Origin of the sequence: Megasphaera vaginalis (ex Bordigoni et al. 2020), from assembly GCF_900240295.1 — a bacterium.
Lineage (GTDB): Bacteria > Bacillota > Negativicutes > Veillonellales > Megasphaeraceae > Megasphaera > Megasphaera vaginalis.
The window spans coordinates 379,101-404,660 of the sequence record NZ_OEQB01000001.1 but is presented as its reverse complement, the minus strand read 5'-3'; the positions used below and the strand labels follow the sequence as shown (position 1 = coordinate 404,660).

Sequence of the window (25,560 nt, the reverse complement as noted above, 5' to 3'; positions counted from 1 at the left end):
AAATGGCTGACAGAATATCGAATACTACCTATTAAGTATGTCTTGTATTCAGGAAGGATTCATGATATGGTAACTTTATACGATAAGGGCAATCAAAAGGAATATCAAGTTGAAGCGGGAATGACTTTGGCGGAAATCGAACGCCTCTGTTGTAAGCCGCAACGGTGGAGGACGGCGGCGGCTTTATATAACAATGACTTTGTCGGACTGCAGACCCCGGTCAGGGAGAGCGGTACTGTCGAATGGTTTTCCATGGCCTCCCTTGAGGGCAACCAGTGTATTGCGCGAACCGTGATATTTCTTCTTTCCCGCGCCGTTTCCGATCTGTATCCCCGCGGCATTGTCTGTGTCAAGCACGCCCTGCGGAAGGCACTGTACTGTGAATTGCAGATCGGACATACCGTGACGGCGGCAGATGTCGATGCCATCAAGACGCGGATGCGCGAAATCACGGCGCAAGATGAACCGATTACACAAGTTGTCGTCAGCGCCGAAACGGCAAGAACCATGTGTCTGAACCGACAGATGGAACGGGAAGCGGAGCTTTTGGAACATGTGGAGATGGATTATGTCATGGCCTATCAATGCGGGCAGGCTTTTGACTATTTCATGGGGCCGCTGTTGCCGAGCATGGGATATGTGACATGTTTCAATTTGCGTTCCTATGCGCCGGGCGTTATTCTCGAGTATCCCCACGTCGGCGATCCCGATACGCTGCCGCCGTATAAGGAGATTCCTAAAATGGCGCGTCTGTTTTTGGAGGCGGAAGAGTGGGGACGTATTGTGCGCTGCGAATACGTATCCGACTTGAACCGATACATTGAAGACGGCACGATCAAGGCTATCGTCGATATGGCGGAAGCACTGCAGGAAAAAAAATTAGGCCATCTTGCCGATTATATCGTTGAACAGCGTCCGAAGATCAAAGTCGTCCTTATCGCCGGCCCCTCTTCGGCAGGGAAGACGACGTTCTGTAAACGGCTGGTAACGCAGCTTCGCGTTGTCGGTTTGCGGCCGGTATCCGTTTCGCTAGACGATTACTTTTACAATCGGGAAGATACGCCGAAAAATCCGGACGGGTCATATGACTTTGAATCGTTGCGGGCTATTAACATACCGCTTTTCAATAAGCAGATTGATGACTTGCAGCAAGGCCGGCCCGTTCGTCTGGCGCGGTTTGATTTCGTCACGGGACAGCGCTTCTTTGATGACGAGGAAACCTGTTTGGAACCGGATCAGCCTATTGTCGTCGAAGGCTTGCACGCTTTAAATGATTCGCTGACATATATGCTGCCGCGTTACGAGAAGGTGAAAATTTCTCTCGGCGTGCTGACGCAGATACGGATTAATGACCACAACCGCATCTCAACTTCCGATACGCGCATTTTGCGCCGTATCGTACGGGATCATCAATTTCGCAATCGCGGTCCGCAGGCGACAATGGAAATTTGGAGCGATGTGCGTCGCGGTGAAGAAGCGAATATTTACCCTTATCAGGAAGATGCCGATTCGATCTTCAATACGGCGCTACCGTATGAAATATCCGTTCTCAAGACCTATGCGGAGCCTCTGTTGCAGATGATCGGTCAGGACAGCGAACATTATGCCGAAGCGCAGCGGCTGCTGAAGTTCCTCCGGCCTTTCCGTCCTCTTGATGCCGCTTTGGTGCCGGAAAATTCATGGCTTCGTGAGTTTATCGGCAGATAACGGGCAAACAGATGTTTTGGCGGCGAATCGGATCGCTGCCGGCTAGTTGTGTGTCAGCAGTGTCTCGTGGTTTGCATTTCAGCTTCAGCCATGGGAATCGACAGTCATTTGTTGACAAAGAGTAATGTCATATATATAATAGTATAGTCGAGGTAGAAACAATGAAACTACAAGTCGAAGATGCACGTCAAGAAAGGGACCGCAAATTCCCTTTTTCTTTCAAAAAACCGGCTGCCGCATTAGGTGAAGTAGAGGCGTTTCCCTGGAAGGATAATGAAGTGACCGTTGTCGGGAAGTTTTGGTATGACGGATCTCATATTATCGTTCGAGGAACGGTTCATACTTCAGGTGTCTACCCGTGCGGACGCTGCCTGACACCGGTATCGGTGGATCGGAAGGAAAGGCTGTCTGAAGTCTACGGAACGGAAGCGGAGCTTCCGCCTGATGTACTTCCTTATAACGGGGAATATATCGATTTGACAGAGACGATTCGAGAAATCTTGATCCTCAGTGAACCAATGAATGTATTGTGTCGCCCAGATTGTGCAGGCTTTTGCCCGCAGTGCGGCGCAAATCTGAATGACGGGCCATGTAGTTGTCCTACCGAGAGGATCGACCCTAGATTGGCTGTTTTAAATGATTTATTGCATGATAAACAATAAAACGGCTTGCTACCATGCGTTAAGGAGGTGCAGATTATGGCAGTACCGAAGAACCGATTATCTCAGACGCGTCAGAATAGACGCCGTGCGAACTGGAAGCTGACAGCACCGGGTTACGTAGAATGCCCGCAGTGTCACGAAGCGATGATGCCCCATCACGTATGCCCTACTTGCGGCTTTTATAAGGGCAAACAGGTTGTCAATAACACAGCAGCTGAATAAGAAACAAGAGGGTGTGCCTGATAAGGCACACTTTTTTTGTCAGTGCGGGAGTTTTTTTCTTTGTTGGTTTGGACCCCCGGCTTATGTTATAATATAAAATACGATTTACGAAAGGAGTGGCTTGCTGATGCGGGCAATGGGAATTGATCCGGGAACGGCCATCTGCGGTTTCGGCGTTGTCGATGCTGACGGCAGCCGGCTGCGTCCGGTTACGTACGGTACGATCGAAACGACGCCGGAGCATACCGATGCGGAGCGGCTGGTCATGATCCACGATGGACTGCAGGAACTCTATGCCAAGTATCATCCCGATGTGATCGGCGTGGAGCAGCTCTTTTTTAACCGCAATGTGACGACGGCCATTGCCGTCGGGCAGGCCAGAGGCATCGTGTTGCTTACGGCACAGCAGGCGGCGATTCCCTTGCTGGAATTTTCGCCGCTTCAGGTCAAGCAAGGTGTGACCGGTTACGGCAGGGCGACGAAAAATCAGGTAATCGATATGACGATGCGGCTTCTCGGAATCCGTGAAAAGATCAAGCCTGACGATGCGGCCGACGGTTTGGCCATGGCCATTTACGCCGTTTATTGCAGCCGTTCGCAGCGCTTAAGGAGGACAGTGCAGTTATGATCGGATATCTTGAAGGAACGGTGACACATACGTTTCGCGATTCCTGTTTCGTCAATGTTCGCGGTGTCGGTTACCGGACTTATGCGCCGCTGTCGACATTGGAACAGCTGACGCCGGGCCGGGAAGTCCTCCTGTACACGTATATGAATGTCAGGGAAGACGCCATTTTACTTTACGGGTTCCTGACGCAAGATGAGTATGATCTTTTCATGCTTCTCATCGGGGTCAACGGCGTCGGGCCGAAAGTGGCTTTAGGGATTCTGAGTGCCGTGCAGCCCGACGGATTTCGTGTGGCTGTACAGAAAAAAGATATGAGCACGTTGACGAAGATGCCGGGTATCGGCAAAAAAACGGCGGAGCGCATCGTCCTGGAATTGCAGGATAAGATCGGCGGGATTGCTGCAGGTGCAGAAGCGGAACCGATTGCCGCGCCGGCAGGAGCGCCGTCCGGTATCGGCGAGGAAGCATTGGCGGCGCTGTGCAGCCTCGGATACACGACTCAGGAAGCGGAACCGTTGATTGCCGTACATCAGGAACGGGCGAAAACGGTAGAAGAGTTGATCAGAGCTGTGCTCCGTGCTCTCGGCACGAGGAGGTAAGGATGGAAAAGCGGATCGTAGAAACGAACGACATACCGGGAGATTCTTGGCAGTACAGTTTGCGTCCCCATTATTTGCAGGAATATATTGGGCAGGCTAAAGCCAAAGAAAATTTGCAGGTCTTTATTACGGCGGCCAAGAAACGGCAGGAAGCGCTGGATCATGTTCTCTTGTACGGGCCGCCGGGGCTCGGGAAAACGACGATGGCCGGTATCGTCGCCAATGAACTGGGCGTCAATCTGCGCATCACGTCCGGCCCCGCTATTGAGCGGGCAGGAGATCTGGCGGCGCTGCTGACGAATTTGCAGGAACGGGACGTCCTCTTCATCGACGAAATCCATCGTCTTTCACACAGTGTTGAAGAAGTTCTTTACGCGGCGATGGAAGACTACGCGCTAGATATTGTCATCGGCAAGGGGCCCAGCGCCCGCTCGGTGCGTATCGATTTGCCGCCGTTTACCCTGATCGGCGCGACGACGCAAGTCGGCCGTTTGGCGCCGCCTTTGCGTGATCGGTTCGGCGTTATCTGTCGTCTCGAATTTTACCGTCCAGAAGAACTGGTGCTGATTATTGAGCGGACTGCCGCCATTTTGCAGATTGCAATTGAGCCACAGGGAGCCATGGAAATCGCGACCCGTTCCCGCGGTACACCGCGTATTGCCAACAGGCTCTTGAAGCGTGTGCGCGATTTTGCCGAGGTGGCTGAGGAACCGCAGATTACGGCGGCGCTGGCTGCCAAAGCATTGGATCGGCTGGAAGTGGACCGGTGCGGTCTTGATCGGACGGACCGGCGCGTATTGCAAGTTATCATTGAAAAGTTTGCCGGCGGTCCCGTCGGTTTGGATACGATCGCCGCTGCTATCAGCGAATCTGTTGACGCCGTTGAAGATGTGTATGAACCCTTTTTGATGCAGCAGGGGATGCTTAACCGAACTCCGCGGGGGCGTGTTGTTACGGCAGCTGCGTACCGCCATTTGGGACTGCCCGTGCCGACCGATACCGAACGGAGCCCGTCGCTCTTCTGAGGAGGTACATATGGCGAAACTCTTGATTATCATCGGTCTTGTCTGTATTCTCGCCGGCGTCGTCTGGCTGCTTATGGATCAGGCCGGGATCAGTCGTTTTCTCGGCAATCTGCCGGGCGACTTCCATTGGACAAAGGGGAACATGTCGTTCCATTTTCCATTGGCAACATCGCTGCTTATCAGCGTCGTATTGACGATCGTACTGACCCTTTTTCTGCATCGCTGACACAGGAGGAAGATAGTCAATGAAGAGCTTGAAAAAAATGGGAGCGGCTGCGGCAGCCGTCGTTTTTTGTTGTCTGACGGCCGCTGCTTTTGCTGCCGGAGCAGGACCGAATGTCCGGATCGGGATTCGCGAGGGACAAGGAGCCGTTTCCGTTATGAGTCCCCAAGGTGTCGGCGTCTACCGGAACGGCTCGTTATGGAAAAAATACGGAGCCAACGTACCGGTGCGCATTTCTCTCGACGGTACGGCTGTCGCCGTCAACGGGACGCCGGGCGCCGGGCCGATCACCGTGCGGCCGCTGACAACGAACGGTTCCGTAAAAATTACCGACGGATATGCGTATCGCGGCGCCATGGAATTCATCAAATCGCCGACGCAATGGGGCATAACGGCGATCAATGTTGTACCGACGGAACAGTACTTGTATGGTGTCGTCGGCAAGGAAATGTCGCCGTCATGGAGCCTGGAGGCGCTGAAGGCGCAGGCTGTTGCCGCCAGAACATATGCTGTTTCTCATAAAAATTATTATCAGAAGCGCGGTTTTGACATGCTTGACGATACGCACAGCCAGACCTATGCCGGCATTAACGGTGAAGCACCGTCGGTACGGCAGGCTGTCGATGTGACGAACGGCGAAATTCTGACATACGGCGGCAAACCGATTGACGCTTTTTTCAGCGCTACTGCCGGCGGTTGGACGGAGAACAGTGAAAACGTTTGGGGCAATAAGATTCCCTATTTGCGCGGCGTAGCCGATCCCAGCGATCAGATGCCGGCGTACCGTTGGGCCGTAACGGTTTCGCCGGAACGGTTGGCAAGTAATCTTGCCGCTGCCGGAAAGGGTGTCGGCACGGTGCATTCCATCACCTTGTCGCCATTGGCAAAGCGGCCCATGCGTGTTGCCGACCGCGGCGTTTCGGGCCGGGTCTTGTCTCTGACCGTCAACGGTTCTGGCGGCAGTGTGAAGATTACGGGGAATTCCTTCCAGGACATTTTTGACTTGCGCAGCACTCTTTTTGATTTTTATCAAGGCGGCGGCACGCCGCCCGACCCGGATCGGGGGGCAGTCTCGCGCGGGGCTACATTTGCCGTCAAAGCGGGGATGCCGATTACGATCTACGGCTTCGGCTGGGGACACGGTCTGGGCATGAGCCAGTACGGCGCGTATCAAATGGCCAAGACCCACGGCACGGACGCGGCGTATTACCGGACGATCTTAAGTCACTATTACAGCAACACGAAGCTTGAACAGTTATATTAAGGAGTACGATTACCATTGAAATTAAGCGATTTCACGTACGATTTGCCGAAAGAGCTGATCGCACAACATCCGGCCGAACCGCGCGACGCGGCGCGACTGATGATTTATGATAAAAAAACGGGCCGTACGGAACATCGGTTTTTCTATGATCTTGTCGATTATTTGACAGCCGGCGACGTTCTGGTCTTTAATGATTCCAAGGTTATTCCCGCCCGGCTCCACGGGCAGCGCGTCCCGACAGGAGGCAAGGTAGAGCTTTTGCTCCTGACGCCGGTAGGCGGCGATATGTGGGAAGTTTTGGTAAAGCCGGGTAAAAAGGCTTTGCCCGGAACGGTCTTGGCGTTTGCAGAAGGGCTGACGGCCGAAGTCGTCGACCGTACTGATTTCGGCGGTCGTCTCGTCAAGTTTTCATACGACGGCATTTTTGATAACATTATCGATAAAATTGGCGAAATGCCTTTACCGCCGTATATTCATGAAAAGATGAAGGATCCGAATGATTATCAAACCGTCTATGCCCGTGAAAAAGGATCGGCAGCGGCTCCGACGGCAGGTCTTCACTTTACGGATGCGCTGTTGGACAAGATCAGGGCAAAAGGAGTGGAAACGGTTTTCGTTACGCTTCACGTCGGTCTCGGTACCTTTCGTCCCGTTGAAGAGGAAACGATCGAGGATCATGAAATGCATAGCGAGTTCTATCATATTACCGCTGCTGCGGCGGCAAAGATCAATCGGGCCAAAGACGAAGGGCGGCGCGTCATTTCCGTCGGCACGACGTCTGTCCGCACCTTAGAGAGCGCCGGCAGCGGCGGCCGTATTGAAGCCGGTTCGGGTTGGACGAATATCTTCATTTATCCCGGCTTCACCTTCCGTATTGTCGATGCGTTGGTGACCAATTTTCATTTGCCCGAATCAACGCTGCTGATGCTGATCAGCGCCTTATCGGAACGGGAAAAAATACTGCAGGCTTATGAGCTGGCAGTCAAAGAAAAATACCGTTTCTTCAGTTTCGGCGACGCCATGTTTATACAGTAAGGAGGATGTTTCGTGGTCATTACGTACGAACAGCAGGCTGAATGCGACGGCGCCAGAGCGGGTCTGCTGCGGACGCCGCACGGTACCTTCAAGACGCCGATGTTCATGCCTGTCGGTACGCAGGCAACGGTGAAGACGCTGACCCCGGAAGAGTTGTACAGTATGGGCGCTCAAGTTATTTTGAGCAATACGTATCATCTCTTTCTGCGGCCCGGCGAGGAACTGATCCGTGAAGCCGGCGGCCTGCATCGCTTTATGAATTGGAAACAGGCGATCTTGACAGACAGCGGCGGTTTCCAGGTGTTCAGTCTGGGGCAAATGCGCAAGATCGGAGAAGAAGGCGTCACGTTTCGCTCGCATCTGGACGGCTCAAAAAAATTTTTGTCTCCTGAAGTATCGATGGATATTCAAATGGCATTGCATTCCGATATTGCCATGGCTTTTGACGAATGTATTCCCTATCCTGCCGATTACGAGTATGCGCAGGCTTCGACGGAGCGGACGAGTCGTTGGGCGAGCCGCTGCCTGACTCATCACCACTGTGTTACGCAGGGCCTGTTCGGGATCGTTCAGGGCGGCATGTATCCTGAGCTGCGGCGGCGAAGTTGTGCCGATTTGGTTGACATGAATTTTGACGGTTACGGCATCGGCGGCTTGAGTGTTGGCGAATCAAAGGATATAATGTATGATGTATTGGAGAATACGACGATTCATCTGCCGCGGGATAAGGCACGTTATCTCATGGGCGTCGGCACGCCCGATTGTCTGATTGAAGGCGTGGCGCGCGGCGTTGATATGTTTGACTGCGTCTATCCGACACGGGTAGCGCGTAACGGGATGGCCATGACCCGTACAGGTCGTCTTACTGTACGCAACGCGGCTTATGCCCGCGACTTCAGGCCGATCGAAGAAGGTTGTCAGTGCTACACGTGCCGCAACTACTCGCGGGCCTATATCCGTCATTTATTTAAGGCGGAAGAACTGCTTGCGTACCGTTTGGTAAGCATTCATAATCTCTATTTCCTTCTGAACTTCATGCGGCAAATGCGGCAGTCCATTATTGACGGCACGTTCCGCGAGTTCAGAAAAGCATTCTGGCAGGAGTATCAAGATGCCTGATACAGCGCATCTTCATACGTATAAATTTTGGAGGTGAAAAGGATGGATATGGAACAATTACAGGCGTTTGCGCCTATTCTGCTGATGGTGGTCATTTTTTATTTCATGCTGTGGCGGCCGCAAAAGAAACAGCAGAAACGGCGGCAGGAAATGTTGGACGGCTTGCGCAACGGCGCGAAGGTAATCACTGCCGGCGGTATTTACGGCACGATTGTAGCGCTTCATGACGAGTACGTCATGCTTCGCGTTGCCGACAAGGTGGAAATAAAGGTTTCCCGCACTGCCATTACGCAAGTTCTGGGAAAGGGTGCAAAGACTGAAGGCAAGTCGCACAAAAAAGAAGACGTGTCTGATGAAAAGGTGACGGAAACCACGGCGACACCGGCTGCTTCAGAAATGACGGAAACGACAAAACATGAAGAATAAGGTCCTGCTCCGGCAACGGATGAGGGAACTGTTACAGCAGCTGCCTGCCGCAGTACAGTCGGCAGGCAGTGATGCTGTCTGCCGGTACGTGTCCGCTTTGCCGCAATATCGGCGGGCAGAACGGATTATGGCATTTCTCCACATGCCCGGTGAGGTCAGCCTCGATGCGTTGATCGCTGCGGCCGTTGCCGCCGGCAAAGAGGTCTACGTGCCGCGGTGTCTCGGTCCCGGGCTGATGGAGGCGGCCAGATTACCGTCACTGGCGGCTGCCGTCAGCGGCGCTTACGGTATTCGGACGGCACCGCCGGACAGTCCGGCTGTCGCGGCGACATCCTTGGATCTGATTCTCGTCTCCGGACTGGCCTTTGACGCAGCCGGGCATCGTCTGGGACGGGGCGCCGGTTTTTACGATCGTTATTTGCAGCCCTTGCGGCGTGACGTCAGCATTGCCGTAGCGTGGCAGGCACAGATCGTTGCGGCAGTACCGACAGAAGCGCACGATGTCCCGATGTCACTCATCGTGACGGAAGAAGGCTGTCATCATATTTAGGAAAGAAACGTACCCAAGAGAGGGGGATATATGTTGCGGAGCCGTAACATTTTAAAATTTTTCGGAGCAGTCATCATTATTTTAGCTGCCTTTATCATCTGCATTTATCCGCTGGCCAATTCCATCAAGCAGGGCCTCGATCTGCAAGGCGGTACGCATATTGTACTGGAAGCTGTCGATACGCCTGATGCTCCGGTAACGGAAGACTCCCTGGGGCGCGCCGTTTCTATCGTTGAACGACGTATCAATGAAATGGGGCTGACAGAGCCGATCGTCCAAAAAGAAGGCGCCCGCCGTATTATCGTCGAGCTTCCCGGTGAAAAGAATCCGGAAAAAGCGATCGAAACTATCGGCAAGACGGCCGTCATGGAATTTAAGGATGAAAGCGGTACGACCCGTCTAACCGGTTCCGATCTGAAAACGGCGAAAGAACAGATCGACAATGGCCATAAGAATGTCGTCGGCATCGAATTTACCGATGAAGGTGCCAAGAAATTTGCCGATCTGACGGCCTCCAATGTGGGACATAAGATCGCGATCACCCTCGATGGGGAAGTCTTGACGGCGCCTGTTGTCAACGAACCGATTACAGGCGGCAAAGCCGTCATTACAGGCAGTAAAACGCTGGAAGAAGCAAAAAATCTGGCTATCCTCCTGCGTTCCGGCGCATTGCCGGTAAAACTGCAAGTTCTGGAAGTCCGTACGATCGGACCGAGCCTGGGGCAGGATTCGAAGGAAAAGAGTGAAAGAGCTTTTGCCATCGGAATCCTGTTGATCATGATTTTCCTTGTCGTCATTTACCGCATGTCCGGCGTCGTCGCCAATATTGCTCTTCTTGTTTACGTGCTGATCCTGTTGGCGATCTTGAAGTATCTCGATGCTACGCTGACCTTGCCGGGGATTGCCGGGATCATTTTATCCATGGGATTTGCCGTCGATGCGAATATCCTGATTTTTGAACGATTCAAAGAAGAGGTGCTTGTCGGTAAGAGCTTGCGTACATCGATGGAAGCGGGCTTCCGCCGTGCCTTCAACACGATCCTCGATGCTAACGTTTCCGTTATGATCGCTGCCGTCGTACTGATTCTCATGGGCTCCGGTACGGTCAAAGGGTTTGCCGTCAACTTGGCTCTTGGCCTTATTGTCAGCATGTTTACGGCGATCCTTGTCAGCCGTTCGCTGCTTACGTGGTTTATCAATACGGGGTTGATCATGAATCCGTGGTTTTACGGACTGAACCGGCATCTTGACAAAGGCGGAAAAAAGGAGGGACAGGCATGAAATTCAACATTGTAGGTCATAAAAAATGGTGGTTTGCCCTCTCATCCGTTCTTGTCATTGCCAGTATCGTTTCGATTCTTATCAACGGGTTCAATTTCGGTATCGATTATACGGGCGGTACAATACTCGACCTTCATTTCAACCGGCCTGTCACGGTGGCGGAGGTGCGCCAGGTGACGGACGCCTCGCCGCTTGGCTTGGAAAGCAGCGTTATTCAGCTCTCCGGCGTTACGGATCAGAATTCATCTGCCGACGTTATGGTGCGCATGCGCAATTTATCCAGTGATGAAAGCAAGCAGGTCGCTACCGCCTTGGGAGATCGGCTCGGCGGCGCTGAGATCAGACGAACCGAATCGGTCGGCGCTGTTATCGGCTCGGAAGTGACGAAAAATGCCGTCATGAATCTGGCCGTCGCCTTTATTGCCTTGGCGGCCTATATCTCTTTTCGCTTTGAATACAAGATTGCCGTTTCGGCTATCGTTTCCATTCTACATGATCTGATTATGGTACTGGGCGTATTTTCGTTCTTTCACCTGGAGATCGACGCGTCCTTTCTGGCCGCGATTCTGACTGTCGTTGGCTATTCGATGAACGAAGCCGTCGTCATCTTCGACCGCGTTCGTGAAAATACGCGGACCCACAGGCGGACCGACACGTACGAGAAACTGGCGTATGACAGCATCGCGCAAAGTATTCATCGCAGTATCTATACGCTGACAACCGTTCTTTTTGCCTGCGGCGCGCTGCATTTCTTCGGCGGCGAATCGACGAAGAATTTTTCCCTGGTCATGCTCATCGGCTTTATCAGCGGTGCTTATTCGTCTATCTGCGTCGATACGTCCCTTTGGGTTGTTTGGAAGAATCATACGTCCGATCGCGGCAGCAAGTTACGGCAGGCGACTGCCGCCGAAGAAGGCGGAGAAAATTGAAGGCGAAATGCAGTCGTATCCTGAAAAATGGCCTGTTCGGTAGGAAGACAAGTATTCATGTCGCCGGAAGTCCTGCCCGCTTGTGCGGCAGCTCTGGTCGCGTTGGGAGATAAGCGTTTGGCATCAAGAAAGGGCGCATATTACAGGCTGATTATGAATGGGTTGCCGCCTGTTGCCGAAAAAGGCGCATTGTCTTTCATGGAACTGACAGACAGAAGAACCGTCTTGACAGGGACAGGTAAAGTTGCTACTATATTAACAATATAAAAAAGCAAAGACCGGAAGAAGCGGTAAGGAGCCGTCGTCAGAGAGATGCTTGTGCGGTGTGAAAGCATCGGCGGCTGTGCCGTATGTCACCCGTGAGCCGGCAGGAGGAAAGGCCTGCCCGGGAGCAGCCGTTATCTGTAGTTGAGCGGTCATGCTGGTGCATGGCAATATAGGTGGTACCGCGGAAGGGATTAAGCGTTCTTTCGTCCTACAGGAGATGATCCTGAGGCCGAAAAACGCTTTTTTTGTCGTGTAGGAGGAAGAGTTATGGAATGGAACAAGGAAAAACTTGAAGGGTATGCTCCCAATGAATTGGAAACGAAATGGTACGATTTTTGGGAACGGGAAGGCTACTTTCATGAAGCGCCGGATCCGGCAAAAGAACCGTTCAGCATTGTCATGCCGCCGCCTAACGTTACGGGGCAGCTGCATATGGGCCATGCGCTGGACAATACGTTGCAGGATATCCTCGTCCGGTTCAAGCGCATGGCCGGTTACAATGTGGCCTGGATTCCCGGCACCGACCATGCGGGGATCGCGACACAGGTCAAGGTGGAAGAACAGTTGGCTAAGGAAGAGGGAAAGACGCGCTACGATATTGGCCGCGACGAATTTCTGAAACGGGTTTGGGCTTGGAAAGAACAGTACGGCGGTCGCATTGAAAAACAGGTTCGCCGTCTCGGTTCTTCCTGCGACTGGAGCCGCAAGCACTTTACGATGGATGATACCTGTGCCCGCGCTGTCCGTGAAGTTTTCGTTTCCCTCTATGAACGGGGACTGATCTATCAGGGCCAACGGATTACTAACTGGTGCCCTCACTGCAATACGGCGCTGAGCGATATTGAAGTCGATCACAGTGATGAACAGGGACATTTGTGGTATGTCAATTATCCCGTTGTCGGCGAAGACCGCTATGTCACGATTGCCACGACGCGACCGGAAACAATTATGGGCGATACGGCCGTTGCCGTCAATCCGCAGGATCCGCGTTTTGCCGGAATGATCGGTAAGAAGGTTGTCATTCCGCTGGTCCACCGTGAAGTTGAAATTATTGCCGACGAGTACGTCGATCCGGAATTCGGTACCGGCGCTGTCAAGATCACGCCGGCTCATGACCCGAACGACTTTGAAATGGGGCAGCGTCATCATCTGGAAGCAGTCATGATCATGAATCTCGACGGTACGATGAACAGCGCGGCCGGAAAAAAATATGACGGCATGACACGGGAAGAATGTCGCAAAGCCGTCGTTGCCGATTTACAGGAACTCGGCCTTCTCGATCATGTTGAAGAACTGAATCATGCCGTCGGGCATTGTTCGCGCTGCAAGACGATTGTCGAACCGTTTTCGACGAAGCAGTGGTTTGTCAAGATGAAACCGCTGACAACAGCGGCTCTTGACGCCGTAAAGGACGGAAAAACCGAATTTGTACCTGACCGGTTCAGCAAGACGTATAATCATTGGCTGGAAGACGTTCATGACTGGTGTATCTCCCGCCAGCTCTGGTGGGGACATCAGATTCCCGCCTGGTACTGTGCCGATTGCGGTGAAACGTCGGTAAGCCGCGAAGATCTGACGGAATGCCCCCATTGTCACAGCAAGCATATTACACAGGATCCCGACGTTCTCGATACGTGGTTCAGCTCGGCACTCTGGCCTTTTTCCACGATGGGGTGGCCCGACCGGACGGCGGATATCGAACAGTTTTTTCCGACGAGCGTGCTGGTCACGGGCTATGATATTATTTTCTTCTGGGTTGCCCGCATGATGTTCATGACCTGTGAATTCATGAAAGAGATTCCTTTCAGACACGTCTTTATCCACGGCCTCGTTCGCGACAGTCAGGGACGGAAGATGAGCAAATCTCTGGGGAACGGCATTGATCCTCTCGGCGTCTGTGAAGAGTACGGCGCCGACGCGCTGCGTTTTACCTTGGTGACGGGCAATACGCCGGGTAATGATATGCGTTTTTATATGGAACGGGTCGAAGCGAATCGCAATTTTGCCAACAAAATCTGGAATGCGGCAAAATTCGTTATCATGAATCTGGATGATTATGATGCCGGCTTTATTCCGGAAACGGATGATTTTACCTTGGCCGACCGCTGGATACTGTCGACTTTCAACGACACGGTTCGCAAGGTTACGGAGAAGCTTGATTCCTTCGAGTTGGGCGATGCCGCTGATGCCGTTTATAACTATATTTGGAATTCTTTCTGCGACTGGTATATTGAATTGGCCAAGCAGCGCCTCTATAAGCCGGATGATAAGGACAGCAGAAAGACGGTGCAATATGTCTTGATCTATGTTCTGACACATACGTTGGAACTGCTCCATCCGTTTATGCCTTTCGTAACGGAACACTTGTGGCAACATCTGCCTCATGAAGGGAAGAGCATTATTGTCGCACCGTGGCCCCAGGTACGGGCCGAATGGGACTTTTCCGCTGCTGCGGCAACGATGAATACTTTGATGGAGGCGATCAAGAACATCCGTAACATGCGTGCTGAAGCCAACGTGCCGATGGGCAAAAGGGCGCCGATCACCTTGGTTCCCGCCGATGACGTTATGGCGGCGACACTGCGCAGGTATGAGAACTATTTCTTCACGCTGGCCTTTGCCGACGGCGTCAATTTGTTGACACCTGCTGACGAAAAGCCGGAAAATGCCGTTGTCGCCGTTGTGCCTGGCATTGAAATATATCTCCAGCTGAAAGATCTGATTGATGTCGAAAAGGAAACGGCCCGCGTCCGGAAGGAACAGGAGAAAATGACGAAAGAAATTGAACGGCTCGTCAAAAAACTGTCGAATCAAGGCTTTCTGGCGAAGGCTCCGGCAGACGTCGTTGACAAAGAAAAAGAAAAGCTTGCCGGTTATCGGGAACGATTACAGGCGTTGACGCAACGTATGGAAACTTTGGAGAAATTGTAGGAAGGCGTATGATGACGTACGAAGAAGCTGTATATTATTTGGAACATGCTGCGGCCTTCGGCATTAAGCCGGGGCTGCAGCGCATTCGGGAACTGCTGCGGCGGCTGGATAATCCCCAGGATAAATACCGGACGATTCATGTGACGGGTACGAACGGCAAAGGTTCCGTTACGGCAATGATTGCGGCAGGTCTGACGGCGGCAGGCTGTAAGACGGGTCGGTACACGTCACCCCATCTGGAGGCGTATACGGAACGAATCCGTATAGACGGAGAGGATATAGCCCCGGACGACTTCGCCGCCGTTACCGCTGCCGTTGCCGCTGCGGTTGAGGCCATGGCCGCAGACCGTTGGGAGCGGCCGACAGAATTTGAAATGTTGACGGCTATGGCGTTTCTGTATTTTTTTCGGTGCCGCGTAGACTATGCCGTTATCGAAGTCGGACTCGGCGGCCTTCTCGATTCGACGAATGTGATTATGCCGCATCTCTCGGTCATAACTAATGTCGCCTTGGATCATATGGCGTACTGCGGCGATACGGTAGAGAAAATTGCCGTCCATAAGGCCGGTATCATCAAACCTGCCGTTCCTGTCGTGACGGCGGCGACAGAGCCGGCATTAGCTGTTATTGCGGAAAAGGCAAGAAACGGAAAATGCCCTCTTTATCGCTGCGACAGGGATTTTCACCTCGGCAGTTGTACTGTTCGCAGCGTGAGAAATACGTACGTCCAGGATAGTACGGTTATTTTCGACGAAGGAGACAGGCTGACCGTCACGACAGCGTTGGTCGGTGCGCATCAAGGGAGGAATGCGGCCCTTGCGGTTATGGCGCTGCGTCTTTTGCGGCCCTGTATCGGCGCTTTGACTGACGACGTGATCTGCCGGGCGCTGACAGGCGTTTCTTGGCCGGGACGCTTTCAAATAGTGGAACAAAACGGGCAGATCGTAGTAATTGACGGCGCTCATAATCCGGCCGGTATCGACACCTTTTGTCAGACCTATGACACCGTCTTCGGCAAACGGCGGCGTGTCTTCGTCTTTGCCGTTTTGGCCGATAAGGATTACAGTCAGATGATGGGACGGCTGTTTCGACAGGACGATCTTGTCTTTTGCGCTCCGGCGCCGTCACCGCGAACGGCAGATCCGGAAAAGCTCGTTGCCGCCATTCCTTGTCGCGCCGAGCCTTGCGCGACTTTAACGGCTGCGTTGGCAAGGGCCTTTGCCGCGGCGACGACAGAAAAGGTGCTGGCCGTCGTCGGGTCTCTCTATATCCAGGGAGAAGTGCGGCGTTATCTGCGGCAGAAAGGATTTACCGTGTAAGTATCTGGACAACAGACAAAGAAGTTCGTATAATTGAAGTCAAAGGAGACACGTTATGAATCTGATGACTTTAAACCAGAGCAGTCCCCGGGACAAGGCGAGAAAACGCGTCGTCTATGCCCTTTTGGGGACTGCTTTTTTTCTGCCGTTGAATCTGATTGCCATGGAGATCTGTTTTGTGACGGCTGTATTGTGCGGCGCTTATTACCAATGGAAATATGGCGGTGTTTTTCGGCGCCGCATGCCGCTGGCGGGTACTGTTCTCGCCTTCGCCGTCACGTCGTTCATTTCTCTGGCGGGGACGCCGCACTTCTTGTTGGCTTTGGCTTTTTACGCTTTCACGGTGCTGCAATACATTTTGCTTTATCAACTGACGACGGCCTTCGTCCGTGACGGCGAGAGGCATCTGTTTATCTGTTGTCTCCTGGCCAGCGGCCTTTGTGTCGCTGTTTACGGCTTGTATCAGTATGCTCACATGCTGACACTCAGGGAGGCGGAATGGGTCGATAATTCGACTTTTCCGTTGCTGCGGCGCCGTATGTACTCGACGCTGTACAATCCCAATTTGCTTTCGGCGTTCCTGCTGATGGTCCTCAGTCTCGCCGGAGCTTTCGCTTTAGAACGGCAAGATCGCCGTCAAAAGTTCGGCTGCTTCTGCTTGGTTGCCGTGTTTTTTCTCTGCCTGATATTGACTTATTCCCGCGGCGCCTGGATCAGCGTCGGCGCATTGGTTTTTTTCTTCGGTCTTTTCTGGGACAAGCGTATTTGGCTGCTGTTTTTGATCGTGCCTGCCGTGCTGTTGTTCTATCATGGCGGTGTTACGGAACGTCTCCTTTCTGTTTTCAGTCACCGTGATGCCGATACGTCCGTCGCTATGCGTCTCGACATGTGGAGCAGCGCGGTTTTGATGATTGCCGATCATCCTTTTTTCGGCATCGGCTGGGGCAGCTTCAAATATGTTTATCCCGTCTATAATGAATTGATCCAGGATGCGGGTATTGTGATTTTTCATGCCCATAATATGTACCTGAATATACTGGCTGAAACCGGCATCATCGGCTTCAGTGCCTTTATGTCCTTCTTTTTCGGCAATGGTTGGTATGCGTTCCGGTTTCTCCGCCGCCATGCGCTTCATTCGCCGGAAGGGGCCTTCGCCATGGCTTTTATTGCCGCCGTTATGGCGTTAGCGATCTGCAGTATCAGCGATTATGATCTCTTTAGTACTCAAATTTCACTTACTTTTTGGCTTCTGAGCGGCCTTTTTTCGGGGATATACGTAGATCATCGTAAAAAAATAAAAAAAAGTTTGCGAAATAATTCACAATAATATATAATAAGGACATATAAAAAGAAGTCTATATATATAGGTTATGGTTGCGTTCAGACACGGCCATAGCGAAAAATACGTCGTATTTTAGTTGGAGGTACCGTCCATGAGACAGAAGAAGGCAATATCGGATGCCGTCATCGAACGATTGCCGCTGTACTACAGGGATCTCTTATTGCTGCAGGATGCGGGAATCGATATCATATCGTCGGAAAAATTGGGAGAACGTCTGGGTATTACGCCGGAGCAGATCCGCAAGGATCTGACTTGTTTCGGTGCCTTCGGCAAAAAGGGCGTCGGTTATTATGTCAGTGAGTTGAGTCAGCAGATCGTTGAGATCATCGGCTTGGAACAACACTGGAAGATCGCCATTGCCGGTATCGGTCATTTGGGCTGGGCTTTGGCGAACTATAAGACCTTCGGCCGATTGGGGTTCCGCACGACGGGGTTGTTTGACGTTGATCACCGCATTATCGGTCAGAACGTCGGCGGCATTGTCGTTACGCCGACCAGTGAAATGTCGGAAATCATTCGTCGTGAAGGCATCCAGATCGGTATCATCACGACGCCGGCATCAGTGGCCCAGCAAGTGGCGGATCAGATGGTCGAAGGAGGGATACGCGGTATTTTTTCTTTTGCGCCGTTGCGGTTGAGCGTACCTGATCGGATTTTCGTCTTCCGCGAGGATCTGTCCATCGGTTTGAGCCGCATCTCTTATTACTTGACCAATAAAGCACGTGAATGATATTGTTTGAGACAACTCCCTGCGCCGGTATGGTGCAGGGAGTTTTATTTTGAAACAAAGGTTCGGTGGAACTACACGCATTGAATCTGCACGCCGTAGAGTCATTAGTATGCAGGAATACGATAATCCTTTGAGCCGCATGGATTATTTTGTGTTTTTTTGCAGATGAAGCGTTTCGGCGTAAGCGGCGACGGCTTCTTTTTTCGTAATGTATCCTTCTTCCGTCATGCCGGCCAGAACGATTCGTTGCCGGTCTTTGGCGGCGTTGTAATTTACCAACGGATTGTAGTAGGTCGGGGCCTGCAACAGGCCTGCCAGCAAGGATGCCTGCCCCAAAGAAAGATCTGACGGGGCTTTGCCGTAATAGGTATGGCAGGCTTCGGCGATGCCGGTGGCATTGGCTCCAAAGTAAGCTGTATTAAAATACATTTCCAAAATCTGATCTTTCGTATAATTTCGTTCCAACAAGATGGCGAGTATCAGTTCCTGGGCTTTTCGCGTTACCGTCTGTTCTTGGGAAAGAAGCATGTTTTTGACAACTTGCTGACTGATAGAACTGCCGCCTTCGACGGTTTTTCCTGATTGAAGATTAGTGGCCAGGGCGCGAAGGATCCCAATGGGATCGACGGCGCCGTGCTCGTAGAAGCGGCGATCTTCCGTAGCCAGTACGGCTTGCTGCAGAGATTTCGGTATTTCTCGCAGCGATGTCTTGGTTTTTCCCGCCTTTATTTTCGCCTCCATCGTTTCGCGAAAGTGCAGATAGACGTAGAGCGAATCGCCGGCGTTTTTTTCCGTTTGTTTGCTGACGGTCGTTCCGGATGTTGTGTGGTGGTTGTCCGTGAATGTTATCCACGCAAAGGTCATGGCGAAGACAAGGGCGAAAAGTATAGTGAATTTTAGTTTCATAAGGAGTCCTCCGTGAATCTATTGTATCATATTCTTGTGTAATAATTCTATCTTCGCCGTTCCTTGACGCACGCCGCTTCATATGATTTATCCGATTTTCTGCGAAATACGCCGGTAATGTGACCGGGAAGCAATTTGCAAAAAAAAATACACAAAAATATTAATACGAAATACTTGCATAATGTTTCAAACGGTAGTATACTGTCAGTCATAGATAAGAAAAGTGCTTCGGCACACGAGTTCTGCATATGAGGGAGGAAATGAGAATGAATGAGATCAAGAAGATCGTTTTAGCATATTCCGGCGGGTTGGATACGTCCGTTATTATTCCGTGGCTGAAAGAACATTACGTTGGCGCCGAGGTTATCGCCGCTTGTGCCGACGTCGGCCAGCCCGATGATTTTCCGGCTATTGAAAAAAAAGCCTATGCTTCAGGGGCGGCAAAAGTTTACATCATGGATTTGAAAAAGGAATTTCTTGACGAATACGTTTGGCCGACGATTCAGGCCGGCGCCGTCTATGAGGGGAAATACCTCTTGGGGACGTCTTTTGCGCGGCCGCTTATTTCGAAAAAGCTTGTCGAAGTTGCCAAGGCTGAAGGCGCCGATGCCATTTGTCACGGCGCAACCGGCAAAGGAAATGATCAGGTGCGTTTCGAGTTGACTGTCAAGGCCTTGGCTCCGGAAATGAAACTCATTGCGCCGTGGAGAATGTGGGAACTGAAATCGAGAGAGGATGAGCTGAAATACGCTGAAGCGCATAATGTACCCATTGATTATCAATCGGAAGAAAATCCTTATCCCTACAGCATGGATTGGAATATCTGGCACTTAAGCCATGAAGGCGACGATCTGGAAAATCCCGCCAATGCGCCGAAGGATATGGTCTATATGGTTACGACACCGCCGGAAAAGGCGCCGGATACGCCGGCATATATCGAACTGACCTTTAAAGCCGGAAAACCGGTGGCTCTTGACGGCAAGGCCATGGATTCGTTGGAACTGATGCAGGCCGTCAATGAAGTCGGCGCGAAAAACGGCATCGGTATTGTCGATATTGTCGAAAACCGTTTGGTCGGAATGAAGAGCCGCGGGATTTATGAAAATCCCGGCGGGGCCATTCTCATGTATGCACACAGGGAATTGGAGTATCTTTGCCTTGATAGAGATACGTATCATTATAAAGAAAATGTAGCCAACAAGTATGCCGAACTCGTTTATGACGGCAAATGGTTTTCTCCGCTGAAAGAAGCGCTGGACAGCTTCATACAGTCTACGCAGCAAACGGTAACGGGGACGGTAAAGCTGAAGCTTTATAAAGGGAATATTATCAGCGCCGGCGCGCAGTCGCCGTATTCACTGTACAGTGAAGAATTCGTCACTTTCGGCGCTGACGAAGTGTATAACCAGAAAGACGCCGAAGGGTTTATTAATCTCTTCGGGTTGCCGCTGCAAATGAGAGCGTTCATGTTGCAGAAAATACGGAAGGAACAGGCGTAAGGAGTAACGTGATGAAATTATGGGGTGGCAGATTTACGAAAGCAACAGATAAAACAGCAGAGGCTTTTAATGCGTCTATTCAGTATGATTGCCGCATGTACGGCGAAGATATTTGCGGCAGTATCGCCCACGCTTCCATGCTGGCCAAACAAGGGATCATTACGACGGCCGATAAGGAGACAATCATTGCCGGACTGAAAGCAATTTATAAAGAAATAGAAGCCGGTGATTTTGCGTTTTCGATTGCCTTGGAAGATATTCATATGAACGTGGAGCAACGGTTGACAGAGGCTGTCGGTGAAGCCGGTAAGCGGCTTCATACCGGACGCAGCCGAAACGATCAGGTCGCGTTGGATACGCATTTATATGTACGGCGGGAAATCGCTGCCGTGGCGAAGCTGCTGATCGCTTTGCAGCAGGCGATAATTGACGCTGCCGAAAAATACGGCGACGTTATCATGCCCGGGTATACGCACTTGCAGCGGGCGCAGCCCATTCTGTTCAGTCATCATCTGCTCGCTTATTTTTCCATGCTTTCCCGTGATTTCTGTCACCTGGAATACGTTTGGAAGTTAGCCGACATAATGCCGCTCGGCGCCGGCGCGCTGGCCGGCACGACATATCCTCTGGACCAGCAGTACGTTGCCGATTTGCTGCATTTCACAACCATTTATGACAACAGTCTGGATGCGGTCAGCGACAGAGACTATATTCTGGCTTTTCTGGAATTTGCAGCCAATTTGATGATGCATCTCAGCCGTTTATCGGAAGAATTTATTCTCTGGTCGTCATCGGAATTTAAATTTATAGAACTTGATGATGCGCATTGTACGGGGTCATCAATTATGCCGCAAAAGAAAAATCCCGATATCTGTGAACTGGTTCGCGGCAAAACCGGTCGTTTCTACGGGCATCTTATGGGACTTTTAACGGTAATGAAGGGGATCCCCATGGCCTATGACAAGGATATGCAGGAAGATAAGGAGGGGCTTTTCGACGCCGTCGATAACTTGAAATTCGCCTTGGCGATCTATGCCGACATGATCGGCGCCATGAAGGTCAATAAGGAGCGGATGCGCAGCGTGCTTGAAGAAGATTTTTCCAATGCCACCGATATGGCTGATTATCTGGTCAAGAAAGGACTGCCTTTCCGGGAGGCTCACGCCGTTGTCGGCAAGACTGTCCGTTATTGCATTGAATCCGGCAAGGTGCTGCAGGAACTGAGCCTTGAGGAATTCAAGGCGTTCAGTCCGGTTATCACTGCCGATATCCATCATTTTCTTTCTATCGATATCTGTGTGGAGCAGCGGAAGACATACAACGGCACGGCGCCGTCATCGGTTCGGCGGCAGCTTGCAGCCGCCGGAACGACGGTGGCTGCTGAACTGACCGTACAGGAGCGGTGGCAGTCCGTTGCAGATTCGCTGTATGAATTGGCGGACTGAAATGCGCCGTGCCTTGAATACGTCTGTCGTGCAAACAGGTGAAGTGAGGCTTGCGCGTTTATAATTTATTTCATCAAATTCGGCAATTTGCTGTTGCCAAAAAAATTTTTTCATGTTATGATATGACTGTAGTAATTAATAATAATAATCCATTAATAATTTCAGGAGGTTTTTATCATGGATAAGTACGAATGCAGCGTTTGCGGTTATGTTTATGATGAAGCTGAAGGCGATGCCGATAACGGTGTTGCAGCAGGCACGAAATTTGCCGATTTGCCGGAAGATTGGGTTTGTCCTATTTGCGGCGCAGATAAAGATTCCTTCAATAAGCTTTAATAGGTATCTGTAATTTGGTACAATAAAACTACTATCATCGATAGTAGTTTTTTTTTACATAAAAGCGGCATAGAAGGAGGAGTTACAATGGACATGCAAGAAATACGTGTCAAGGCACGAGAAAAAATGAAGGGGTGCCACGTTTGTCCGCAGTGTGACGGCAAGGCCTGTATCGGCGAAATACCCGGGTTCGGCGGTCTGCGTACAGCGCGGTCTTTTATGCGCAATATTGAGGCTTTGCGTGAATACGGACTGGTCATGCGCAGCATGGTCGGCGTTGAAGAGCCGGATACGTCTGTGGAAATCCTCGGTCGAAAGTTGGCGCTTCCCGTTTTGGTGGCGCCTGTCGGCGGCATCGTTTTGAACGCAAAGGTTGACGGCGATCCGGCGGAAGTGGAACAAGCGTATGACGAAGCCGTTACGCAAGGGGCTATGGAATGCGGGACTTTGTCCTTTACCGGAGACAGCGGCGCGCCGTACATGTATGCTTCCGGTATACAGTCATGTGCGAAGCGGCCGGGTATCGTCATTCCGACGATTAAACCCCGCGAAGATGATAAGATCATCGAAAAAGCCGTGTTGGCAGAACGATCGGGAGCCTTTGCCGTTGCCTGTGATATTGACGCGGCGACGTTGATCAATATGCGGATTTTCGGACAGCCTGTCGGCCCCAAGCGTCCCGAAAGTATTCGTAAAGTCGTTCAGTCCATATCGCTGCCTTTCATCGTCAAAGGGATCATGTCTCCTGAAGAAGCGACAGCCTGTGCGGACGCGGGAGCAAAGGGTATCGTTGTCAGCAATCACGGCGGCCGTGTTCTCGACGGTATGGCCGGTACCGCCGATGTGCTGCCTGCTATTGCAGCAGCCGTCAAGGGGCGCCTGGCGATCTTTGTCGACGGCGGTGTGCGTCATGGTGAAGACGTGCTCAAAATGTTGGCCCTCGGCGCCGATGCCGTCCTCCTCGGCAGGCCCGTTTCCATCGCCGCTATCGGCGGCGGTGCGGCAGGTGTCAAGCTGGCGCTGGATACGATCCGCCGCGAGTTGGCTGATGCCATGATGATTACGGGTACGCAGAGCCTGCAGTCTGTGCCGCGGCATATTCTGCATAAGCTTTAAGGGTATAAAAAAGGTCCTCGCTTCCGCGAGGACCTTTTTTTGTCAGTCCAGAATATGCTGTTCGTTACCGCTGCGCGATAAATCGACATTCTCCAGAGGAATGATACCGGTTTTATGTTTTGCCTTATGATATAAGTAAACGGCAAAGAAAACGGGAATACCGATATAAGCGACGCTGGCGCCGTACCAGTCGATCTCAGGTCCTGTAAAGGCCGAATAATTTTGTCCCGCCGTGACGATAAGGCAGAGGATCAAGGCCAAAATAGGGCCGAAAGGGAAGAAGGACGCCTTGTACGGCAAGGTGGATAAATCTTTGTTCTGCGCTTTGAAGGCGCGGCGGAACCGATAGTGACAGATGGCGATGCCGATCCAGGTGATAAATCCCGCCATGCCGCTGATATTGACAAGCCAGTCGTAGGCTTTGCCTTCACCGATCAGGGACGTGAGGAAAGCGGCGAGGCCGAAGATAACGGTAGCGAACAGCGCGTTCGTCGGTACGCCCCGCTTATTCAGCTTCAGGAAGCATTTCGGCGCCTGTCCCGTTTCTGCCATGGCGTAAAGCATGCGCGTCGATACGTACAAGCCGGAATTTCCCGCCGAAAGTACAGCTGTGAGGATAACGGCATTCATGATCGAAGCGGCGGCGACGAGGCCGAAGCGTTCGAATACCAGCGTGAAGGGGCTGATGGAAATATTTTCGATTGCCGTATTCAAAAGGTTTTTATCCGTATAGGGAATGAGAAAACCGATGATGATGAAAGAACCCAGATAAAAGAGGAGAATGCGCCAGAAAATGGAGTGAACAGCGCGGGGGATATTCTTTTCGGGATCTTCGCTTTCACCGGCGGCAATGCCGATCATTTCCGTTCCCTGGAAGGAAAAGCCGGCGACCATAAAGATGCTGAGCATTGCCGTAAAGCCGCCGACGAAGGGCGCTTCACCAATCGTCCAATTGACGAAGCCGGGCGACGGTTCGGGACCGACACCGATGATGAGAAGCGTGCCGACGGCGAGAAAGACGATGACTGTCAAGACCTTGATGCCGGCGAAGATAAATTCGCTTTCGCCGTACGAACGGGTGGAAAGATAATTTAAGATGAATAAGATGACGAGAAAAATACCGCTCCATACGGCTGCCGGCACATCGGGAAACCAATATTTCATGATCAGCGAACCGGCAACCAGTTCCGCTGCTACCGTAATGGCCCAGTTGAACCAATAATTCCAGCCGAGGGCGAAGCCGAGAGATTTGTCGACATACCGATTGGCGTAGGTTTCAAAGGAGCCGCTGACTGGCAGATACGCTGCCATTTCACCGAGGCTCGTCATGAGAAAATAGACCATGATGCCGATCAGCGAGTACGAGAGAAGAGCGCCGCCGGGACCGGCTGTACTGACTGTTTCCCCGCCGGCAACAAAAAGACCTGTGCCGATGGCGCCGCCGATGGCGATCATGTTCATATGGCGGGCTTTCAGACTGCGTCGCAGTTTTTGCTTGCTTTCTTCCATTCCATCACTACCTTCATGTAAAAAGTATGCTAAAAATTGGTTTACGTTTTTATTATAGCGAATGAAGAGGTTCAATACAAACTCTTTTCATATATTTTCACGTGATGAAATGATAAAATATGAGGGAGAAGATAGTTTTTCCCTTGTCTTTATCGTATAATGAAAAATATATATTTAAAGGAACTATGTATTACAAATCGGTATGGAGTTGATACGATGGAGTTGGAAGTATGCCGTGCGGCTATTGATAAGATAGATCATCAACTGGCGCGGCTTTTGGAAGAACGGCTGCAATGGGTCGCCTCCGTCGCGGCGTATAAGCGGGCGCATCATATGGAAGTGTATGATCCCCGGCGGGAAAAGATCGTGCTGGACAGGATCGCCGCTTTGGCGCCGGATCCTGATCTTGCGCCGCACTTGCGCCGCATTTATCAAATGATCATGGATGAGAGCAAAGCCTATGAGCTGCAACGCATGAAAAGGGGATAAA

At 51.7% G+C, this 25,560-nt stretch carries 25 protein-coding genes and 1 pseudogene; 24 read left to right on the top strand and 2 right to left on the bottom strand.

The annotated features are described in order from the left end of the window. Window positions 1-66 precede the first annotated feature (66 nt). The 19 genes and pseudogenes from C0977_RS01960 (at window position 67) to C0977_RS01870 (ending at window position 18,259) form a co-directional block, all read left to right on the top strand. Window positions 67-1,707, top strand: coding sequence for a nucleoside kinase (locus C0977_RS01960; RefSeq protein WP_101912236.1), 1,641 nt, complete (start codon window positions 67-69; stop codon window positions 1,705-1,707). Between the two features lie 161 nt (window positions 1,708-1,868). Beyond that, complete coding sequence (locus C0977_RS01955; RefSeq protein ID WP_023054381.1) at window positions 1,869-2,369, top strand: YceD family protein; 501 nt, start codon at window positions 1,869-1,871, stop codon at window positions 2,367-2,369. 36 nt (window positions 2,370-2,405) lie between these two features. After that, window positions 2,406-2,591 (top strand): 50S ribosomal protein L32, encoded by a 186-nt coding sequence (rpmF, locus tag C0977_RS01950; RefSeq protein WP_036243141.1) that lies wholly within the window; start codon window positions 2,406-2,408, stop codon window positions 2,589-2,591. Window positions 2,592-2,718: 127 nt separating this feature from the next. Continuing rightward, on the top strand, window positions 2,719-3,219 hold the full coding sequence (gene ruvC / locus C0977_RS01945) for a crossover junction endodeoxyribonuclease RuvC (protein WP_023054379.1): 501 nt from the start codon (window positions 2,719-2,721) through the stop codon (window positions 3,217-3,219). After that, a complete protein-coding gene (gene ruvA, locus C0977_RS01940) occupies window positions 3,216-3,818 on the top strand; it encodes a Holliday junction branch migration protein RuvA (RefSeq protein WP_101912235.1) in 603 nt (200 codons plus the stop codon). Before ruvC ends, ruvA begins: the two co-directional genes overlap by 4 nt. A 2-nt stretch (window positions 3,819-3,820) precedes the next feature. Beyond that, window positions 3,821-4,843: a Holliday junction branch migration DNA helicase RuvB gene (gene ruvB, locus C0977_RS01935; protein WP_023054299.1), complete on the top strand. Its 1,023-nt coding sequence runs from the start codon at window positions 3,821-3,823 to the stop codon at window positions 4,841-4,843. Window positions 4,844-4,853: 10 nt separating this feature from the next. Next, window positions 4,854-5,069, top strand: a complete 216-nt coding sequence (locus tag C0977_RS01930) for a DUF2905 domain-containing protein (protein WP_101912234.1) — start codon at window positions 4,854-4,856, stop codon at window positions 5,067-5,069. Between the two features lie 19 nt (window positions 5,070-5,088). Continuing rightward, entirely contained in the window at window positions 5,089-6,330 is a 1,242-nt protein-coding gene (locus C0977_RS01925) for a SpoIID/LytB domain-containing protein (RefSeq protein ID WP_023054344.1), read from the top strand. 15 nt (window positions 6,331-6,345) lie between these two features. Further along, window positions 6,346-7,365 (top strand): tRNA preQ1(34) S-adenosylmethionine ribosyltransferase-isomerase QueA, encoded by a 1,020-nt coding sequence (queA, locus tag C0977_RS01920; RefSeq protein WP_023054285.1) that lies wholly within the window; start codon window positions 6,346-6,348, stop codon window positions 7,363-7,365. 12 nt (window positions 7,366-7,377) lie between these two features. Continuing rightward, the gene (gene tgt, locus C0977_RS01915) at window positions 7,378-8,484 is read left to right on the top strand and encodes a tRNA guanosine(34) transglycosylase Tgt (RefSeq protein ID WP_101912233.1); all 1,107 of its coding nucleotides are present in this window, start codon (window positions 7,378-7,380) and stop codon (window positions 8,482-8,484) included. A 48-nt stretch (window positions 8,485-8,532) separates the two neighbouring features. Then, a pseudogene (gene yajC / locus C0977_RS01910) lies at window positions 8,533-8,799 on the top strand (preprotein translocase subunit YajC); the annotation flags it as partial. A 100-nt stretch (window positions 8,800-8,899) separates the two neighbouring features. Next, window positions 8,900-9,460, top strand: coding sequence for a 5-formyltetrahydrofolate cyclo-ligase (locus C0977_RS01905; protein ID WP_101912231.1), 561 nt, complete (start codon window positions 8,900-8,902; stop codon window positions 9,458-9,460). A gap of 30 nt (window positions 9,461-9,490) precedes the next feature. Beyond that, complete coding sequence (secD, locus tag C0977_RS01900) at window positions 9,491-10,741, top strand: protein translocase subunit SecD (RefSeq protein ID WP_200814193.1); 1,251 nt, start codon at window positions 9,491-9,493, stop codon at window positions 10,739-10,741. After that, entirely contained in the window at window positions 10,738-11,670 is a 933-nt protein-coding gene (gene secF / locus C0977_RS01895; RefSeq protein ID WP_023054341.1) for a protein translocase subunit SecF, read from the top strand. Before secD ends, secF begins: the two co-directional genes overlap by 4 nt. Before the next feature lie 57 nt (window positions 11,671-11,727). Beyond that, the gene (locus C0977_RS01890; RefSeq protein WP_036243137.1) at window positions 11,728-11,937 is read left to right on the top strand and encodes a hypothetical protein; all 210 of its coding nucleotides are present in this window, start codon (window positions 11,728-11,730) and stop codon (window positions 11,935-11,937) included. A gap of 267 nt (window positions 11,938-12,204) precedes the next feature. After that, entirely contained in the window at window positions 12,205-14,868 is a 2,664-nt protein-coding gene (locus C0977_RS01885) for a valine--tRNA ligase (RefSeq protein ID WP_101912230.1), read from the top strand. An 8-nt stretch (window positions 14,869-14,876) separates the two neighbouring features. Beyond that, complete coding sequence (locus C0977_RS01880; RefSeq protein WP_306306235.1) at window positions 14,877-16,187, top strand: bifunctional folylpolyglutamate synthase/dihydrofolate synthase; 1,311 nt, start codon at window positions 14,877-14,879, stop codon at window positions 16,185-16,187. Between the two features lie 55 nt (window positions 16,188-16,242). Further along, window positions 16,243-17,514 carry an O-antigen ligase family protein gene (locus tag C0977_RS01875; protein ID WP_101912228.1) on the top strand — a complete coding sequence of 424 codons (1,272 nt, stop codon included), beginning with the start codon at window positions 16,243-16,245 and terminating at the stop codon, window positions 17,512-17,514. A 106-nt stretch (window positions 17,515-17,620) separates the two neighbouring features. Continuing rightward, complete coding sequence (locus C0977_RS01870; RefSeq protein WP_101912227.1) at window positions 17,621-18,259, top strand: redox-sensing transcriptional repressor Rex; 639 nt, start codon at window positions 17,621-17,623, stop codon at window positions 18,257-18,259. 144 nt (window positions 18,260-18,403) lie between these two features. On the opposite strand, the gene C0977_RS01865 is transcribed toward C0977_RS01870, so the two are convergent. Then, the gene (locus C0977_RS01865; protein WP_101912226.1) at window positions 18,404-19,165 is read right to left on the bottom strand and encodes a transglycosylase domain-containing protein; all 762 of its coding nucleotides are present in this window, start codon (window positions 19,163-19,165) and stop codon (window positions 18,404-18,406) included. Between the two features lie 266 nt (window positions 19,166-19,431). Here C0977_RS01865 and C0977_RS01860 point away from each other — a divergent pair, with 266 nt between their 5' ends. The 4 genes from C0977_RS01860 (at window position 19,432) to C0977_RS01845 (ending at window position 23,561) form a co-directional block, all read left to right on the top strand. Beyond that, window positions 19,432-20,664: an argininosuccinate synthase gene (locus tag C0977_RS01860; protein WP_101912225.1), complete on the top strand. Its 1,233-nt coding sequence runs from the start codon at window positions 19,432-19,434 to the stop codon at window positions 20,662-20,664. 11 nt (window positions 20,665-20,675) lie between these two features. After that, complete coding sequence (gene argH, locus C0977_RS01855) at window positions 20,676-22,109, top strand: argininosuccinate lyase (protein ID WP_023054286.1); 1,434 nt, start codon at window positions 20,676-20,678, stop codon at window positions 22,107-22,109. Between the two features lie 177 nt (window positions 22,110-22,286). Next, window positions 22,287-22,445: a rubredoxin gene (gene rd / locus C0977_RS01850; RefSeq protein WP_023054348.1), complete on the top strand. Its 159-nt coding sequence runs from the start codon at window positions 22,287-22,289 to the stop codon at window positions 22,443-22,445. A gap of 87 nt (window positions 22,446-22,532) precedes the next feature. Further along, a complete protein-coding gene (locus C0977_RS01845; protein WP_101912224.1) occupies window positions 22,533-23,561 on the top strand; it encodes an alpha-hydroxy-acid oxidizing protein in 1,029 nt (342 codons plus the stop codon). Window positions 23,562-23,603: 42 nt separating this feature from the next. Here the strand turns inward: C0977_RS01845 and C0977_RS01840 are convergent, their stop codons facing one another. Next, complete coding sequence (locus tag C0977_RS01840) at window positions 23,604-25,070, bottom strand: amino acid permease (protein ID WP_101912223.1); 1,467 nt, start codon at window positions 25,068-25,070, stop codon at window positions 23,604-23,606. A 216-nt stretch (window positions 25,071-25,286) separates the two neighbouring features. Here C0977_RS01840 and C0977_RS01835 point away from each other — a divergent pair, with 216 nt between their 5' ends. Then, window positions 25,287-25,559, top strand: coding sequence for a chorismate mutase (locus tag C0977_RS01835; protein WP_036243164.1), 273 nt, complete (start codon window positions 25,287-25,289; stop codon window positions 25,557-25,559). The last annotated feature ends 1 nt before the right edge of the window (window position 25,560 follow it).